The sequence below is a fragment of the Campylobacter concisus genome (assembly GCF_002092855.1).
Classification (GTDB): Bacteria; Campylobacterota; Campylobacteria; order Campylobacterales; family Campylobacteraceae; genus Campylobacter_A; species Campylobacter_A concisus_AI.
Map to the genome: position 1 here is coordinate 73,363 of NZ_LVLC01000012.1, position 14,516 is coordinate 87,878.

The 14,516-nt window shown below is 36.2% G+C and carries 19 protein-coding genes; 7 read left to right on the forward strand and 12 right to left on the reverse strand.

Annotated elements, in window-relative coordinates:
• Positions 1–27 precede the first annotated feature (27 nt).
• Complete coding sequence (gene grpE, locus A3223_RS04670) at positions 28–570, reverse strand: nucleotide exchange factor GrpE (RefSeq protein ID WP_084109349.1); 543 nt, start codon at positions 568–570, stop codon at positions 28–30.
• A complete protein-coding gene (locus A3223_RS04675) occupies positions 567–1,361 on the reverse strand; it encodes an HrcA family transcriptional regulator (RefSeq protein ID WP_084109654.1) in 795 nt (264 codons plus the stop codon). The genes grpE and A3223_RS04675 overlap by 4 nt, the downstream gene beginning before the upstream one ends.
• A gap of 346 nt (positions 1,362–1,707) precedes the next feature.
• On the opposite strand from A3223_RS04675, the gene A3223_RS04680 reads away from it, so the two are divergent.
• Complete coding sequence (locus A3223_RS04680; RefSeq protein ID WP_072594609.1) at positions 1,708–1,953, forward strand: DNA-binding protein; 246 nt, start codon at positions 1,708–1,710, stop codon at positions 1,951–1,953.
• On the forward strand, positions 1,954–2,127 hold the full coding sequence (locus tag A3223_RS09600) for a hypothetical protein (RefSeq protein WP_021091517.1): 174 nt from the start codon (positions 1,954–1,956) through the stop codon (positions 2,125–2,127). It abuts the gene before it with no gap.
• Positions 2,128–2,230: 103 nt separating this feature from the next.
• On the opposite strand, the gene kdsB is transcribed toward A3223_RS09600, so the two are convergent.
• From kdsB to A3223_RS04710, 6 genes are read right to left on the reverse strand one after another with little or no spacing between them, the layout of a single operon-like run.
• Positions 2,231–2,944 carry a 3-deoxy-manno-octulosonate cytidylyltransferase gene (gene kdsB / locus A3223_RS04685; protein WP_084109350.1) on the reverse strand — a complete coding sequence of 238 codons (714 nt, stop codon included), beginning with the start codon at positions 2,942–2,944 and terminating at the stop codon, positions 2,231–2,233.
• Positions 2,941–4,404 (reverse strand): threonine synthase, encoded by a 1,464-nt coding sequence (gene thrC, locus A3223_RS04690; protein WP_084109351.1) that lies wholly within the window; start codon positions 4,402–4,404, stop codon positions 2,941–2,943. Before thrC ends, kdsB begins: the two co-directional genes overlap by 4 nt.
• Positions 4,401–4,715: a divalent-cation tolerance protein CutA gene (cutA, locus tag A3223_RS10000; RefSeq protein WP_084109352.1), complete on the reverse strand. Its 315-nt coding sequence runs from the start codon at positions 4,713–4,715 to the stop codon at positions 4,401–4,403. The genes thrC and cutA overlap by 4 nt, the downstream gene beginning before the upstream one ends.
• Positions 4,716–4,765: 50 nt before the next feature.
• Positions 4,766–5,686: a tetraacyldisaccharide 4'-kinase gene (locus A3223_RS04700; RefSeq protein ID WP_084109353.1), complete on the reverse strand. Its 921-nt coding sequence runs from the start codon at positions 5,684–5,686 to the stop codon at positions 4,766–4,768.
• Positions 5,679–6,809: a DegT/DnrJ/EryC1/StrS family aminotransferase gene (locus A3223_RS04705; protein WP_084109354.1), complete on the reverse strand. Its 1,131-nt coding sequence runs from the start codon at positions 6,807–6,809 to the stop codon at positions 5,679–5,681. Before A3223_RS04705 ends, A3223_RS04700 begins: the two co-directional genes overlap by 8 nt.
• Positions 6,810–6,819: 10 nt before the next feature.
• Complete coding sequence (locus tag A3223_RS04710) at positions 6,820–7,557, reverse strand: NAD+ synthase (RefSeq protein WP_084109355.1); 738 nt, start codon at positions 7,555–7,557, stop codon at positions 6,820–6,822.
• Between the two features lie 120 nt (positions 7,558–7,677).
• Between A3223_RS04710 and A3223_RS04715 the strand changes: the two genes are divergently transcribed.
• Entirely contained in the window at positions 7,678–8,280 is a 603-nt protein-coding gene (locus A3223_RS04715) for an MBL fold metallo-hydrolase (RefSeq protein WP_084109356.1), read from the forward strand.
• A 157-nt stretch (positions 8,281–8,437) separates the two neighbouring features.
• Here A3223_RS04715 and A3223_RS04720 read toward each other — a convergent pair whose 3' ends face one another.
• The 4 genes from A3223_RS04720 to A3223_RS09605 form a co-directional block, all read right to left on the reverse strand.
• Complete coding sequence (locus A3223_RS04720) at positions 8,438–9,682, reverse strand: porin (protein WP_084109357.1); 1,245 nt, start codon at positions 9,680–9,682, stop codon at positions 8,438–8,440.
• A 187-nt stretch (positions 9,683–9,869) separates the two neighbouring features.
• A complete protein-coding gene (locus tag A3223_RS04725; protein WP_084109358.1) occupies positions 9,870–10,403 on the reverse strand; it encodes a thioesterase in 534 nt (177 codons plus the stop codon).
• An 8-nt stretch (positions 10,404–10,411) separates the two neighbouring features.
• Entirely contained in the window at positions 10,412–11,281 is an 870-nt protein-coding gene (cmoB, locus tag A3223_RS04730) for a tRNA 5-methoxyuridine(34)/uridine 5-oxyacetic acid(34) synthase CmoB (RefSeq protein ID WP_084109359.1), read from the reverse strand.
• A 1-nt stretch (position 11,282) separates the two neighbouring features.
• A complete protein-coding gene (locus A3223_RS09605) occupies positions 11,283–11,450 on the reverse strand; it encodes a hypothetical protein (protein WP_002942642.1) in 168 nt (55 codons plus the stop codon).
• A gap of 93 nt (positions 11,451–11,543) precedes the next feature.
• Here A3223_RS09605 and A3223_RS04735 point away from each other — a divergent pair, with 93 nt between their 5' ends.
• The 4 genes from A3223_RS04735 to A3223_RS04750 are packed head-to-tail and all read left to right on the forward strand — an operon-like array spanning position 11,544 to position 14,500.
• Positions 11,544–12,623, forward strand: coding sequence for a transglutaminase-like domain-containing protein (locus A3223_RS04735; protein WP_084109360.1), 1,080 nt, complete (start codon positions 11,544–11,546; stop codon positions 12,621–12,623).
• Positions 12,620–12,943 (forward strand): hypothetical protein, encoded by a 324-nt coding sequence (locus A3223_RS04740; RefSeq protein ID WP_021090140.1) that lies wholly within the window; start codon positions 12,620–12,622, stop codon positions 12,941–12,943. Before A3223_RS04735 ends, A3223_RS04740 begins: the two co-directional genes overlap by 4 nt.
• On the forward strand, positions 12,936–13,193 hold the full coding sequence (locus A3223_RS04745) for a heavy-metal-associated domain-containing protein (RefSeq protein ID WP_084109361.1): 258 nt from the start codon (positions 12,936–12,938) through the stop codon (positions 13,191–13,193). The genes A3223_RS04740 and A3223_RS04745 overlap by 8 nt, the downstream gene beginning before the upstream one ends.
• A 17-nt stretch (positions 13,194–13,210) precedes the next feature.
• A complete protein-coding gene (locus A3223_RS04750) occupies positions 13,211–14,500 on the forward strand; it encodes a M28 family peptidase (protein WP_084109362.1) in 1,290 nt (429 codons plus the stop codon).
• Positions 14,501–14,516: the final 16 nt, after the last annotated feature.

The window sequence follows — 14,516 nt, forward strand, 5'->3', positions numbered from 1 at the left end:
CTTTTTATTAGATTTATTTTTATAAATTTAGTTTGCTACACTGACCATGGCTGGACGCAAAACCCTACCATTTATCATATAACCTTTTTGCAAGGCTTGTACGATTTGACCACTCTGCTTCTCCTCACTATCGACCCTTAAAACGGCATTATGCACGCTTGGATCAAACTCAGTATCAGCTGGTATCTCGCTTACACCATGCTTTTCAAAGCATTTTTTAAACTGATTTATAGTTATCAAAATGCCATCTTTGATCTTTTTAGCAAATTCATCATCTTCTGGATCAAAATTTGCAGCGATCTCAAGAGCATCAATGACTGGTAGTAAGTCCCTAGCAAATTTCTCATTTGCATAGTTTGCAACGTCTGTCTTCTCTTTTTCATATCGCTTTTTGATATTTTCAAACTCAGCATTTGCTCTATAATATTTATCAGTTATCTCCCCGAGCTCTTTTTCAAGTTTTTCAATCTTTGAAATATCGCCAAGCGCGTCCAAATTTACACTATCATTAGCTAGTTCTTGCACAGGCTCAACCTCAGGTAGGTTTTGCTCTTTTACCTCTTCGCTCACGCAGCCTCCTTTATTAGATTTATAAATTTCACATAATCAGTATAAATACTGCCAGCACAGATCATCTGTGCTTCGTTGCCAAGATAGTTCGCACTAAATTTGAGGCCCATAAAATTTTCATCAAACATAGGAGAAAATGTAAGTTTCTCATCCATTTGTAAGCTAAAACTTGGGTCAAAAACCATCTTAAAACGTCTATCCTTAAACATATCAAAGGCTAAAATTTCGTTTTCTTGGAAGTAAATTTTAGTCCTTTTAAGCTCTCTTATTTTACTTTTTAGTTCACTTAAACCAACTTGAGAGCAGATAAGCTCAAGTTTGTTTAAACTAACTCCAGTAAGATTACTTAAAAATTTATACGTCCTAGCATCAAATTTAATAACGATCTCATCTTCGCCAAAATTTAAGATCATATATCTATCGTTTAAATTTAAAATTTCTAGCAACTCCTTATCGATCGTGCCAAAAATCATACAATAAAGCTCAAATTCATCGCATAACTTTTTCAGTTCTTCGGCATCATTTATCTCCAAATTTATATCACTTATAGTAAAAATTTCACTCCAATATCTTCTCATCGCTGCAACTGTAGGTATCCTACCGCCACTAATGTGAAGCTTTGTGATCTCGCCCTCATCTGAAAGCTTTTTAAAATAAACGCGTATCGTAGAAGCTGGAATAGCCGCGCTCATACGAGAGCCAAGCTCGTTTGAACCAATAGGCGCATTGTCCTGCAAATAGGCTTCAATGATAGAATTTAGTATCAAATCACGTTTATTTGTTTTACTCACTTTTAGCACTCTTTCTTTTTAATTGCTAAGCGGATTATACAACTTTAGTTTATCAATGTCAAGTATTTAAGTTAAAATAATTTATTTATGTATCTTTAGTCTATATAACTAAGCTTCTTTAATATTAATTGCATAAGCCTTTCCGAAAATAAAATTACAAAAACAATTAAACAAACTTAAAAGTCTTTTATATTACCTCCACGTTCTAATATTTTTATACGTTTTTACGTACTATTGTAATGTTTTATAGTATAATTTATAATATATTTTAATTTATTTATACGTATTTCTATTATTTATATATTGTTTTATGTATATTTAATAAAATAATCCGTATAATACTTTAATGATTGAAACAAGTGATATATTTAATTTGCTTCACAATGCAGTTGAGGCGAAAAATATCGGTAAGAAAATTTCACAAGCAAAAATGGCAGAAGAGCTTGGTGTACCAATGAGAACATACCAGGACTGGAGACTTGGAAACTCAAAGCCACAAGCTGCCGCTGCAGTTTGCAAACTTCTTTGTGAGCTTGACGACGATGAAATATTATTTGTTATCAATAAGATGAGAAAATTATTAGGAAAATAGATGGAAAATTTGACACAAAAAGAGAGGATCGACCTTGAGAGCGTGTTTGCAGCTATCTGCACTAAAAAAGAGCCTAAATTTTTAGGTTTCTATAAAGACTTTTACTCGAGTGCAATTTTAAAATTTTACGTTGTTAAAGACAGAATTAAAAAAATAAAAATCAAGAAAAATTAGTTTTATATTGTTTGAGTAAAAACACTTTTTGGTACTTTTAAAGGTTAATAATTTAGATAAATTCTCCTTAAATATTGACGTTATTTAAAGAGAATTTACCGACTTATTTTTTACCAAATTTAGCTAGAGCTCTTTGGTAGTCCTCTTCGCTATCAATGCCGATACTTTGGCTCTCAACCTCTAGCATCGCTATCTTTTTACCATTTTCTAAAGCACGAAGCTGCTCAAGTTTTTCGGTATTTTCAAGACTTGAAGGCATAAGAGCACAAAACTCTTTTAAGCTTTTTACGCTGTATCCGTAAATGCCAAGGTGAGCCTTATAACTTTTACACTCACTTCTGTTAAATGGTATTCTTGATCTTGAAAAGTAAAGTGCATATCCCTCAAAATCAGTCACCGCTTTAACTAAATTTTTATCATCCGCAAACTCATCATCCATCTTTTTATAGCAAGAAAACATAAAGGCTTTTCCTCTGTTTTGCTCGCAAAATGCCCTAAATTTAGCGATATTTTCAGGCTCGATAAATGGCTCATCAGCCTGAACATTTATGATGATCTCACTCTCATTTAACCCCAAAATTTGCGCTGCTTCGTTTATCCTATCAGTACCACTTTGATGATCTTTGCTAGTTAGTACCGCTTTTATACCGTGGGCCTTGGCGATATCAAACACACTTGGCTCATCCACAGCAACCACCACATCATCCACGCCACTTACTCTAAGAGCCGTTGCCACGAACATTGGCACGCCGTTTATCTCTTTTAAAATTTTGTTACTAAACCTTGTTGAGGCAAGGCGGGCTGGTATGATTATCATCGCTCGATCCATTCTAGGACGCACTTTTCGATCTCATCCTCTTTTATGATATTTTTGTGTAAAATTTTTGCGCTAAATAGCGAATTTATCGAGCTTGGAACGCTGTCATTTAAAATTTTAGTAGTTTTTGCGAGCGCGTCTTTTTCATCCTTTGTATCTTTGATCTGGCACGCTTTGATCATACTTGGCGTAAATTTCACCCAGTGCGCGGTCGATGTGATGACGTTTATGCGGCTAGCATCTACCATTTTAAAGCAAGTAGCTGTATGCGGATCGATCGCGTAGCCGCCCCTTGCGAGCTTTGCGATGTAGCTTTCACACTCTTTATCGTCGCACCAGCTAGCCTCAAAGTCCTCTTTTAGCGCTTCAAGCTCCTGCTTGCTAAGTTTATAAGATTTATCTTTAGCTAGGCTTTGCATAAGCTCATTTGTTCGCTCGCTACCGAATTTATCAAACAGCAAGCGCTCAACGTTTGAGCTGATCAAAATGTCCATGGCTGGGCTTATCGTCTTAACTAGCTTTTTGTCCCTGAGGTCGTAAACGCCGGTAGTAAAAAACTGCGTCAAGATGTTGTTTGCGTTTGAGGCGATCTTGATCTTACCGATCTTTGCGCCCATTTTTTTAGCGTAATACGCCCCAAGTGCGTTGCCAAAATTTCCACTTGGCACGATGATATCAAAGCTCTCGTTTGCCTTAAGCGCTTTTTGCTTTAGTAAATTTGCGTAGGCGTAGGCGTGGTAGATGATCTGAAAGAGAATTCTGCCAAAATTTACCGAGTTTGCCGCGCTTAGTTTAAGACGCTTTTTCTTAAGCTCAGATTTAAATTTATCATTTGCAAGTAGCGTTTTTAGCGCCCTTTGAGCGTCGTCAAAGTCGCCTTTTATGCCAAAAACCTTTAAATTTTCACCCTGCATGGTCTGCATCTGAAGCTTTTGAACCTCGCTCGTGCCACCATCTGGATAGAGGCAAACGACCTTGATATTTTCGTCGTTTGCAAAGGTTTGAAGTGTCGCAGGACCTGTATCACCGCTAGTTGCACACATGATAAGGTATTTTTCGCCTCTTTCCTTTGCTAGCTGGCTAAGAAGTGAGCCAAAAGGCTGAAGCGCCATATCCTTAAATGCCCTAGTTGGGCCGTGATATAGCTCGTTTACGTATAAATTTTTATCTATTTTTTTAAAAATGACTGGGTGCTTTGGATCGTCAAAACTCGCGTATCTCTTAACCGCCTTTTTGAAAAACGCCTCTGACACATCAAATTTAAATAGTGATATGATATAAAGTGCGAGCTTCTCGTAGCTTAATTGTGAGAGCTCTTGCCACTTTGATTTTGTTATCTTTGGAAGCTTTTTTGGCGCGTAAAGTCCGCCGTGAGCGGAGCTTGGGCTAAGCATAGCTGTGCTTAAATTTACATTTTTTACCTTTTCATCTTTTACGCTTCTAGTTGGTGTTAGTCTCATTTTTTGCCTTTTTTAGCTGATTTTTTTATCCAATTTTCATATTTTTTAAAGACCTCTTTTGGCTTAAGTGCCAAAATTTCTGGGGTTTCGTAGCTGTGGTGCTTTCTTATAAATTTAGCTACTTTTTTAAATTTCACGTCCGTTTTTATGAGTAAAATTTGCTCTTTTTCATCGCAAAGCTTTTCTTGCCAAAGATAAATGCTTTTTGCGCTAAAGCTACTTACACAAGCTGCAAAGCCCTTTTTAACGAGCTTTTTACTTAGTTTTTTTGCCTCTTTTTTCTTTGCGACTGAGGTGATTAAAATTCTCATTTTGATCCAAATTTTCCTTTTAAAAAGTGGCTCATTATAACAAAATGGGCTTAAATTTGTCGCCCTAAAACCTTTTTAAAATCCTCGCTTAGCGTAACTTCAAGCGTTATAAGCGATACTGGTAAACCAAAATCTTTTGCCTTTACATAGTCCTTTTGCGTCATCAAAAGCGAGGTCGCACCGTAACTTTGCAAAATTTCACTTAGTTCATCTTTTGAAAAATCATAATGGTCAGGGAAAAAGACGCGAGCTATGCACTCATCAAAAAATGGCTTGAGGCGCTCTGGGTTTGCTATGGCCGTTACTAGAACCATTTTTTCGCTTTTATTTAAAATTTCACTCTTTCTAAAATGAGTTTGTCCTTCACTAGCGATAAAATCAGCAAATTTATAAAAGCTAAATGGATATCTATAAGCCCCGCTTGGTAAGCAAAATTTTAGCCTTGGCTCTGGATTTGGACGCACCAAGATATCAAATTTAGCTATGTCAAATTTAGAAAATCCGTCATCTAGCAAAATATACTTTGCGCCATGCTCTTTGGCATATTTTATAGCTACTTTCCTATCTTCGCTTACTATTACATTTGCGTTTTTAAGGCTTGTGGCGTATATCATCGCTTCATCGCCACTCGCTACTACGTCAAGTAAAATTTCGCCGTTACGAGCGACAACCTGCATACCTTTGCTCTTTCTTTTATAACCTCTAAGAATAATAAAAGCGCCCTCGTAATTTTTAGCAATTGCCACGCAAAGCGGGGTCTTACCACTTCCTCCAAGTGTCAAATTTCCCACGCTTATTACCTTTATGCCAAAGTCTATTTTTCTAGCAGTAAATTTCTTAAGAACTACAATAAAAAAATAGATAAAGCTTAGTGGTAAAAGTAAAAATGCCAGTAAAATTTGAAAGAAATTTGGGCGAAAAAAATATTCATTCGCCCAAGCATGCAAGAAAATATTTAATTTCTTAAACACGAGTTTTAGAAATTTCTTTTACTTTGTTGCAGACGTATTGCACCTCTTCATCGCTTAGACTATGATAAATAGGCAGTGACAATACTTGCTGATAATTTTTTAAAGCATTTGGAAAATCATTTACTTTAAGTGAATATTTGTTTTTGTAATAACTTAGTAAATGTATCGGTATGTAGTGCAATGATGTGTGAATGCCGTGCTCCAAAAGCTCTCTAGCAAAGCCATCACGATTTTTATTTATCTTAATAATATACTGAGTATAAATGTGCTCGCGTTTTTTGACAGGGATTGTTATATTGTGGCACTCACCAAGCTCTTTATCATAAATTTTTGCGATCTCTTGTCTTCTTTGTATGAGTTTATCTGTTCTTTCTAGCTGCGCAATAGAAAATGCTGCATTTATCGAGTTTATATCATACTTTAAGCCAATATCAACGACATCATAAATATAACTCAAGCTACCAAATTTATCAATGCCATTTACAAGAGCATAGTTGCGAAGTAGTTTTGCTCTTTTATAAATTTCCTCATCATTTGTCGTAAAAAATCCAACCGTTGATATAGGATTTTGTACACGCGAATGTGTCTGAAAGCATGACAAAAAGGAGTCTGAACCAACTTTTTTACCATTGTATGTTAGTCCCATACCACGATTTGCATCATCTAAAATTTTTACACCGTATTTCTCACAAACCGCCGTTATCTCATCCATCCTAGCACTTTGACCTGCGATATGAGAGATAAAAGCACATTTTAATTTTTTGTGATTTTGCTCTTTTAGCACTTTCTCAAGGGCGTCTGGGCAGATGTTAAAATCTTCTTCATCAACATCCACAAAAATAGGTTCAGCATCAAAATGTCTAACAGCTTGTGCAATGCTAGGAAAAGCATTTATGGAGCAAATGACCTTATCTCCGCGTTTAGTGTCAAGTGCACTTAGTGCCAAGTGATGTGCAGCTGCAATATTATTTGTGGTAACTACAAATTTTGCACCAAAATACTCTTTTAACTTCTCTTCAAATCTAGCAACGATATTAGTAGTATTTTCAGAGTGCAAAGCCTCTTCAATAAGCTCACTTTCACGCTCAGTGATAGTTGGTCTATAAAACGGAATCTCTCTCATCTTTAATCCTTTAAATTTTCACTATCAACGGCATTTGTCGTTTAAACCTGTTTGAAACAACTCTATTTTCTATATCCAATACTGCTTTTAATCCGAACTTTTTGATGACTTGCTCCTTGTTATTTTCTAAATTTTCTAAAATCTCATCAATAACAGCATAACTGTAACCTATGTCGCCTTCGTCACTTTGTCCATCCCACAAATCAGCCGAAGGTGCTTTGTCAATAAAATTTTTATCAACCCCAAGATGTTTTGCAAATTCAAAAATTTCACTTTTGTAAAGCTCTCCGATAGGATTTATCGCACATGCTAAATCCCCAAATATCGTACCGTATCCAAGCATAAGCTCACTTTTGTTGCTTGTTCCGATAACTAGAGCATTTATACTAGATGAATAATCATAAAGCAAGCTCATTCTAACTCTAGCTGCTAAATTCCCTTTTCTTAAATTGCTTAAATTTACATCTATCGTTTCGTAAAAGGCATTTAAAATACCCTCTATGGATAAAACCTTATATTTTATGTTTAGTTTTTCGCATAAATTTAAGGCATCGTCCATATTTTGTCTGTTTGATGATGCTGTTGGCATGATGAGCGCATGAGTTTTATTTGGTTTTGCTCTTGCACACAAAGTCGCTACTACAGCAGAATCAATACCTCCACTAACACCCAATAACAAATTTTTATCTTTAGTTTTATCTTTTAAGCTAAAAACTAAAGTTTCTTCAATTTTTTGATACTCCTTCATTCTTCCTTTGCCTAGATTTGCTTCCTTTTGCAAAAATTATACTAAGTGAATTTAAAATTTTTCTTTAAGTTTAAGTAAAAAGATGTAAAATTTTAAGAAATAATAAATTTAAGGTAAAAAATGAGAGTAATGCACAAAAGTTTTGGAGATTTTGGCACTAATTGTTACATTGTTACAAAAGATAGCTCATCTATAGTGATAGATCCAGGAGATGGGGCAAAAGAATGGGTTTTACAAAATGCCAAAAATTTAAAAGCCATCCTTTGTACTCATGGGCATTTTGATCATATTTTTGATGCTGGTAAGTTAAAAGATGAGCTAGAAATTCCAGTTTATATTAACAAATTTGATGCTTTCATGTGTGAGAGTGATATTTTTGGTTATATGAAAAGTACTTTTACTCCAGATGTTTTAGTTGATAATGATGAAAATTTTAACATTGATGATTTTTGCATCAAATTTCATCATTTCCCAGGGCATACACTAGGTTGCTCGATGATAGAGATAGATGACATGATATTTAGTGGGGATTTTTTATTTAGAGGAAGCATAGGACGCTGGGATTTTCCTTTTTCAGACAAAAATGAAATGTTAAAAAGCCTAGAAAAGTGTAAAAATTTAAAAGGCAACTTCACACTTTATCCAGGACACGGAGAAAGTAGTACACTAAAGGCCGAGCAAAATAATATTGATTATTGGATAGATATAGTAAAAAATAGCTAAAAATTTAGGTGGTATTAATTTCAAGTTTCAAGCTTCTAGAAAATACACTTAATCACTATTAAAAATTTATATTTTTTATAAAACTAAGAGTCAATCAAAATGGGGTCTATTTTAAATTTTAAAAAGATCCGAGCGAAAACTCGCTCGGATAAAGGTTTTAGAAGCTATATTTTGCTTCAAATCTTATACGATTTTGTTTAAAGCTTTCGCTATCTTTTTTATCTTTAGCAGCTGCATACCAAGTTAGGAAATTAAGTTTTTTGCTATATTTGTAGCTAGCTTGTGCATACCACTCATTTCTTTTTGCTCTCTCTTTATTAAGAGCATAGCTTGTACCTTTACCTTGAGTATAACCGGCACCAAGACCAAATTTATCTATATCATATCCAGCATTAACAAACCAGTAGTCGTTGTTGCCTTTGATATTGTTGTAATATTGTTTTCCGCCGCCACCCATTACACTATTTAGTAGTTTAGTTGGGTTGATTAACTGTCCGCTTGCATCAATTGAAGTAAATGACCACTTATTATTATCTTTATTTTTAGCATCAAAGTCTAAATAGCCAGCGTTAAGCTTAGCACCAAATAGTTTTGTGCCAGCTTGAACTGCCCAGAAGTTAGCATCAGCTACATCTTTGTGATCTGAGTCGTTATGGACAAATTGACCTTTTAGGTTTAGATTTACATCATCGGTTACATTAAAGCTAACACCAGCTTCAGCACCATAAAGTGTTGCTATCTCTTGAAGATTTGCAATAGCTGCTTTAAAAGATACTGGATCATAACTGCCAGCTGCACCTAAATAGTAAAGATTGCCAGCAGAACCATTAAATTTATCATTTTCAGTACCATTTACTATTCTATTAAGCAATGGACCATCTATTTCAGTACCGTCGCTTTGTAGTGCATCATAAGCTGCAGCTGTTAAAGTAAGACCAGGTACATCAGTACTTACTACTTTTAGACCAGTACCTGCTATATCACCATCATCATAGAAAGTTTTGATAAGTTGCTTGCCAGCTGTAATAGTAGTGTCAGATACTTTGTATCCTAGATACATCTCATATACACCAAAAGAATTTGTTGTATTTGTTTTATCTGTACCAGTTGCTACTTTATCGCCTGAATCATCAGTAGCAGCATATCTTAGTGTCAATACACCAAAGAAATTATCATCAATAGCGGCTTTAAATGATGTTTGCATTCTAAAAGCATGGCCTGCAGTATTACCTTTTACAGTATCAGCCGTAGTTTTTTTAGTACTATCATTTGTATAACGATATCTTGCAAATCCTGAAAGATCTACATTTTTTATAGCTTCTTCAAGTGGAGTTGCACTTGCAACGCTTGAAAATGCACCTAAAGCAACCAAAGCAGCTAAGCTAACTTTTGTAATTTTCATCTAAATCTCCTTTTGATAAAAATTTTTGCAAGGATATTATCACAGAAAATTAATTTTATTGCTTAATTTTCCTTAAAAATTTAAAAAATGTTACCAATTATTTACCAAAATAGGATAATGAGATAAAGATTGTCTTTTTAAAATTTCGTTTTATTTGGGATTAAAAATCAAAAATTTTTACTTACTTTTAGCTATTAGCCTTAGCTTCTTCTCGCTCTTTTTTTTGCCTTATAGCAGCTTCTTTTTGGATATTTTTTTGTTGAGCCAAGAAGATATGCTCTTCAAGTGTGACAAGTTGAAATACTCCTTCAAAAATTTTTATATCTTTAACATATCCAAGCACTTTTACTTCCCTTTTTCTACTCTCTTCAAATCTTGCTTGCGCGTCAAATTCCACTACATCACCAAGCTTTAGTGGCCCAAAGAAATTTATCCTAGCTCCGATACTAACGCAAAATTCTTCATTAATAGCTAAAAGTGCAGCATGATTTGCGCCCATAAAAATAAACCCACTATGAATAAGTCCCTCAGTATCGCACACCATATCATCCGTAGTAAAAAACCTAGTCTTTGCGTGATTTTTTTCAAGTAAAAATGCCGTTCCGCTAAAATTTAGCTTTGTAAGTGGAGCGGTTTTGATCTCATTTCTTAATGGGTTTTCATCTTCTGGTAAGATTATTTGCGATTCGTCTTTTACATCATAGATATTTTCTTCTGCCATTTTTATCCTTAAATTTTAATTCTAACATATGCTCTTTTTGGCGCTGGGTAGCCCTCGATGGTCTTTGTATTATCGTCTGGGTCTAAGAAATTTCCAAGACTCTCGCCATCTATCCACTGCGTTTTTCGCTGCTCATTTAGATCAGTGGCCTTTGTCTCAAGTAAGGTAAAATCCCTAAATTTAGCTCTCTCGCACCAGTTTTGAAGTGCCGAGAGTGTCGGCACAAAATAGATATTTGGAATTTTTGAGTATCTATCTTTTGGACTTAGCGCAAAGTCGCCATCCATATCAATATACATAGTATCTAAAAATAGCTCACCGCCTGGATTTAGCGCGCTTTTTAGCTCTTTTAGCATCTTGATAGGATCGCTTCTGTGGTATATCACGCCAAGGCAAAAAATGGTGTCAAATTTCGCTGCGTATTCTGGCAAGCTCTCTACTCCAAGAAGCTCGTAAGCGATATTTGAGCGGATAAATTTATTTAAAAAAGCAAACTGCAAATATGTATGCACGCTAGGATCAAAGCCAGTTATGCTTTTTGAACCGTACTCAAGCATCTTAAACATATAATATCCATTATTACAACCCACATCAGCCACGCTTTTGCCAGCTAAATTTAAATGAGGAGCAAGGATATTAAATTTAATAAAACTTTGCCACTCGCTATCTATATATATATCATCAAGTAAAAATGGCCCTTTTCGCCAAGGCTTTAGGCTAAGGGCGAGGTCATAAATTTCATCTTTTTTGGCTTGGTCTAAATTTTTAAATTTCACATTTACACTATCTTTTAGCTCAAGCTCGCAATCAAAATTTGCTAAATTTTCTATCCTATTAAAAATTTGCTTTTGTTGCTCATTAAATTTACTAAGATCCACGCTATTTCCAGTCGACGATGTTGTGCGGACACTCTTTTTGGTAGGTACCAGTCGCGTCATAATACTCTTTACAATCATTATAATATTGAGTCGAAACTCCACGCTCATTCATATAAAGACAACCATTGCAAAATAGCGCTATAAAGCCTAAAAATATAATCTTTTTCATGTGGCGGATTTTATCATAAATAAAAATTTTATGCTAGAATAGCAGGCAGTTTTAGAGCCAAGTTTGGCTAAGATTAAGCAAAAAAGGCATTTTATGCAAAGAAGAGATTTTTTTAAATTCAGTAGTTTTTTAGGTGCAGCAAGTCTGCTTCCAAATGTCACTCTAGCTAGCGACGAGCCAGCAAACCCAGTGGTTAGAAATTTCGACGTAAATTTCAAACACCAGCTGCTCGAAAAAGGCAAAAACTCAAAAATTTGGTTACCACTCCCACTAAGCACCACTTATCAGCAACTAACCCAAGACTACGTCATAAACACAACCGCTAAAAACGTCTATATTTCAGATACGCTAATACCTACAATGTATGCTGATTTTGAAGAAAACGAGCAAAGACCTATCTTAAATGTGCAGTTTAAAATTCAAACAACAGAGCGTAACACTGACTTTAGCAAGGTAAATTTCGATCCAAACGAGAAGGTCGATCCTGCGATTTTGGAGTTTTTAAAACCAACTTCACACATCCCAACTGACGGCGTCGTAAGAGCAAAAGCGCTAGAGATTATCGGCAATACTAAAGGCGATTTGGAGCGCGCAAAAGCGATCTATACGTGGGTTGCAAACACTATGCAGCGTGATAACAGCATCCTTGGATGTGGCACAGGCGACGTTAAAGCCATCCTAGAAAGTGGCAAACTAGTTGGTAAATGCACCGATATAAACTCAGTTTTTGTTGGACTTTGCAGATCAGTTGGCATCCCAGCAAGAGAAATTTTTGGTATCAGGGTTGGTCAGTCTAGATTTTCAGATCAAATGGGTAGCGCAAAAGATGGTGTGGCTAAAATTTCAGGCGGACAGCACTGCAGGGCTGAGTTTTACTTAAAAGGCTATGGTTGGATACCGGTTGATCCAGCAGATGTCACAAAGGTAAGACTGGGCGAGAAGCTAACAAATGACGACGCCAAGATCGTAGCTGTGAGAGATTATTGCTTTGGTAACTGGGAGATGTGCTGGATAGGCTTTAACTACGGCCGCGACTTTATCTTAAAGCCAACTCCAGAGCAAACCCCGCTAAACAACTTTGGCTATCCATACGCTGAAGTCGATGGCAACACACAAAATTATTATTCGCCAAAAGAATTTAGCTACGACTACGTCTCAATAGAGCTAAAATGAGAGCCTTTTGGCTGATACTAACATCCATAGGTAGCGCCATCGGTGCTACCTTGTGCTGCTTGCCGGCACTTCTTTTCTTGCTTTTTGGCACTTCTTTTTCATTTCTATCTTGGACACAAAATTTATACGAGTACCGCGTCCCTTTAAGCGTCGTGGCGGTCATTTGCTTTGTGATTTCAGGCATTGCTCTATTTTACAAGCCAAAAAGCTGCAACCTAAGCTATAAAAAGAAAAAATGGATACTTATATATATACTTTTTGGAGTGATTTTGCTTTTACTCCTTACATACCCAGAGCTTTTAGGAGAAATTTATGCGTAAAATTTTAGTTTTAGCCCTTCTTACACTTAGTTGCTACGCTGATAAAAAGATAGAAATTTCAGTACCTAGCATGCACTGCCCGCTTTGTACGGCGATAGTAAGAAAGGCTGCTCTTAGCGTTGAGGGCGTAAAAAAGGCAGATGTATCGCTAAAAGAGCGAAAAGCTGTTGTTATAGCAGATGATAAGCTCGATGAAAAAGAGCTTTTAAAAGCAGTCGATGCGACTGGCTATAAGGGCGTGATAAAATAAATTTAAGGGAGGCAAATATGTCAAAGAGTGAAATTTTAAAGAAATTTGAGACACTTGCTGCGATACCACACTGCAGTTATGAGACTGATAAGATGCGTGATTTTCTAGCTAGCTATGCAAAAGATAAGGGCTGTGAGGTCGCGGTCGATAGCTTTGGCAACATTCACGCGTTTAAAGGCAAGCCAAAAATTTGCTTACAAAGCCACTACGATATGGTCTGTATGGGCGATGCTCCAAAGATCGAAATAGTTTACGGCGATGATGGCTACATGAGGGCTAAAAACTCATCTTTAGGCACAGATAACGGCATAGGCGTGGCTATCATGATGCAGATGATAAGCGAATTTGACGACATTGAGTGCCTCTTTACAAACAACGAAGAAGTCGGCATGATCGGAGCCACTGGCTTTAGTGGCGATCTCAAAGCCAATAAGCTTTTAAATTTAGACAGCGAAGAAGACGACCGCGTCACTATCGGCTGCGCTGGCGGTGTAAATTTATTTGCCACTATCTCGCTTAATAGCAAAAAAACAAAAGAGAGCACGATTTATGAAGTAAAAGTAAGTGGGCTTCCTGGCGGACACTCTGGCAACGAGATACATAAAAATATCCCAAATGCGATCAAGGTTTTGGCGGCATTTATGGCCAAAAATGGCTGTAAGCTTGTCAAATTTGAAGGTGGCGAGCGAAGCAACTCTATCCCAAGTGGCGCAACTGCACTGGTTCTAAGCGATAAAGAGCTAAAAAGTGAGTGTGAAAATTTAAGTGTGAAAAAGCTTGGCATGGGAGATGAAATTTTAGAAAATGGCGAGAAAATTTTAGCACTAATCAATTCATTTTCACAAGGCGTAAGAGCCTACAACTGCGAGCTAGGCATACCACAAGATAGCGTAAACCTCTCACTTGTAAAGATCAAAGATGATGACATGCTTGAAGTGGAGTTTTTTGCAAGGTCAATGAGCAAAGATGGGCTAAATAGAATGGAATTTGAAATTTCTGAGCTTGCAAAAGCGCTTGGCTTTGAGGTCATCGCAAAAGATAGAAATCCTGCTTGGAAGCCTATAAATGATAAATTTGCAAACGACATCCTAGAGGAGCTAAAAATTTATAAGCTAAATGCAAGGATAACAGCCGTTCACGCCGGACTCGAATGTGGCGTGCTTTTGGAGAAAAAAGCGGGTCTTAGCGCTTGCTCAATAGGACCAAACATCCACTCGCCTCACTCAACAAGAGAGTGCTGCGAGGTTGAATCTGCACTTTTTATAGAAAAAGTCGTTCGCGGTATCATCAAAAAATACAACTCATAAAAAATAAAATTTGCTA

Excerpts from the sequence above, each read along its gene's own strand:
- kdsB (WP_084109350.1), bottom strand. The coding sequence starts at position 2,944 with ATGATAATCATACCAGCCCGCCTTGCCTCAACAAGGTTTAGTAACAAA.
- A3223_RS04725 (WP_084109358.1), bottom strand. The coding sequence starts at position 10,403 with ATGGCAGAAGAAAATATCTATGATGTAAAAGACGAATCGCAAATAATC.
- A3223_RS04740 (WP_021090140.1), top strand. The coding sequence starts at position 12,620 with ATGAGAGCCTTTTGGCTGATACTAACATCCATAGGTAGCGCCATCGGT.
- thrC (WP_084109351.1), bottom strand. The coding sequence starts at position 4,404 with ATGAGACTAACACCAACTAGAAGCGTAAAAGATGAAAAGGTAAAAAAT.
- A3223_RS04680 (WP_072594609.1), top strand. The coding sequence starts at position 1,708 with ATGATTGAAACAAGTGATATATTTAATTTGCTTCACAATGCAGTTGAG.
- cutA (WP_084109352.1), bottom strand. The coding sequence starts at position 4,715 with ATGAGAATTTTAATCACCTCAGTCGCAAAGAAAAAAGAGGCAAAAAAA.
- A3223_RS04735 (WP_084109360.1), top strand. The coding sequence starts at position 11,544 with ATGCAAAGAAGAGATTTTTTTAAATTCAGTAGTTTTTTAGGTGCAGCA.
- A3223_RS09600 (WP_021091517.1), top strand. The coding sequence starts at position 1,954 with ATGGAAAATTTGACACAAAAAGAGAGGATCGACCTTGAGAGCGTGTTT.
- A3223_RS04720 (WP_084109357.1), bottom strand. The coding sequence starts at position 9,682 with ATGAAAATTACAAAAGTTAGCTTAGCTGCTTTGGTTGCTTTAGGTGCA.
- A3223_RS04715 (WP_084109356.1), top strand. The coding sequence starts at position 7,678 with ATGAGAGTAATGCACAAAAGTTTTGGAGATTTTGGCACTAATTGTTAC.
- A3223_RS09605 (WP_002942642.1), bottom strand. The coding sequence starts at position 11,450 with ATGAAAAAGATTATATTTTTAGGCTTTATAGCGCTATTTTGCAATGGT.
- A3223_RS04705 (WP_084109354.1), bottom strand. The coding sequence starts at position 6,809 with ATGAGAGAGATTCCGTTTTATAGACCAACTATCACTGAGCGTGAAAGT.
- A3223_RS04750 (WP_084109362.1), top strand. The coding sequence starts at position 13,211 with ATGTCAAAGAGTGAAATTTTAAAGAAATTTGAGACACTTGCTGCGATA.
- A3223_RS04745 (WP_084109361.1), top strand. The coding sequence starts at position 12,936 with ATGCGTAAAATTTTAGTTTTAGCCCTTCTTACACTTAGTTGCTACGCT.
- A3223_RS04710 (WP_084109355.1), bottom strand. The coding sequence starts at position 7,557 with ATGAAGGAGTATCAAAAAATTGAAGAAACTTTAGTTTTTAGCTTAAAA.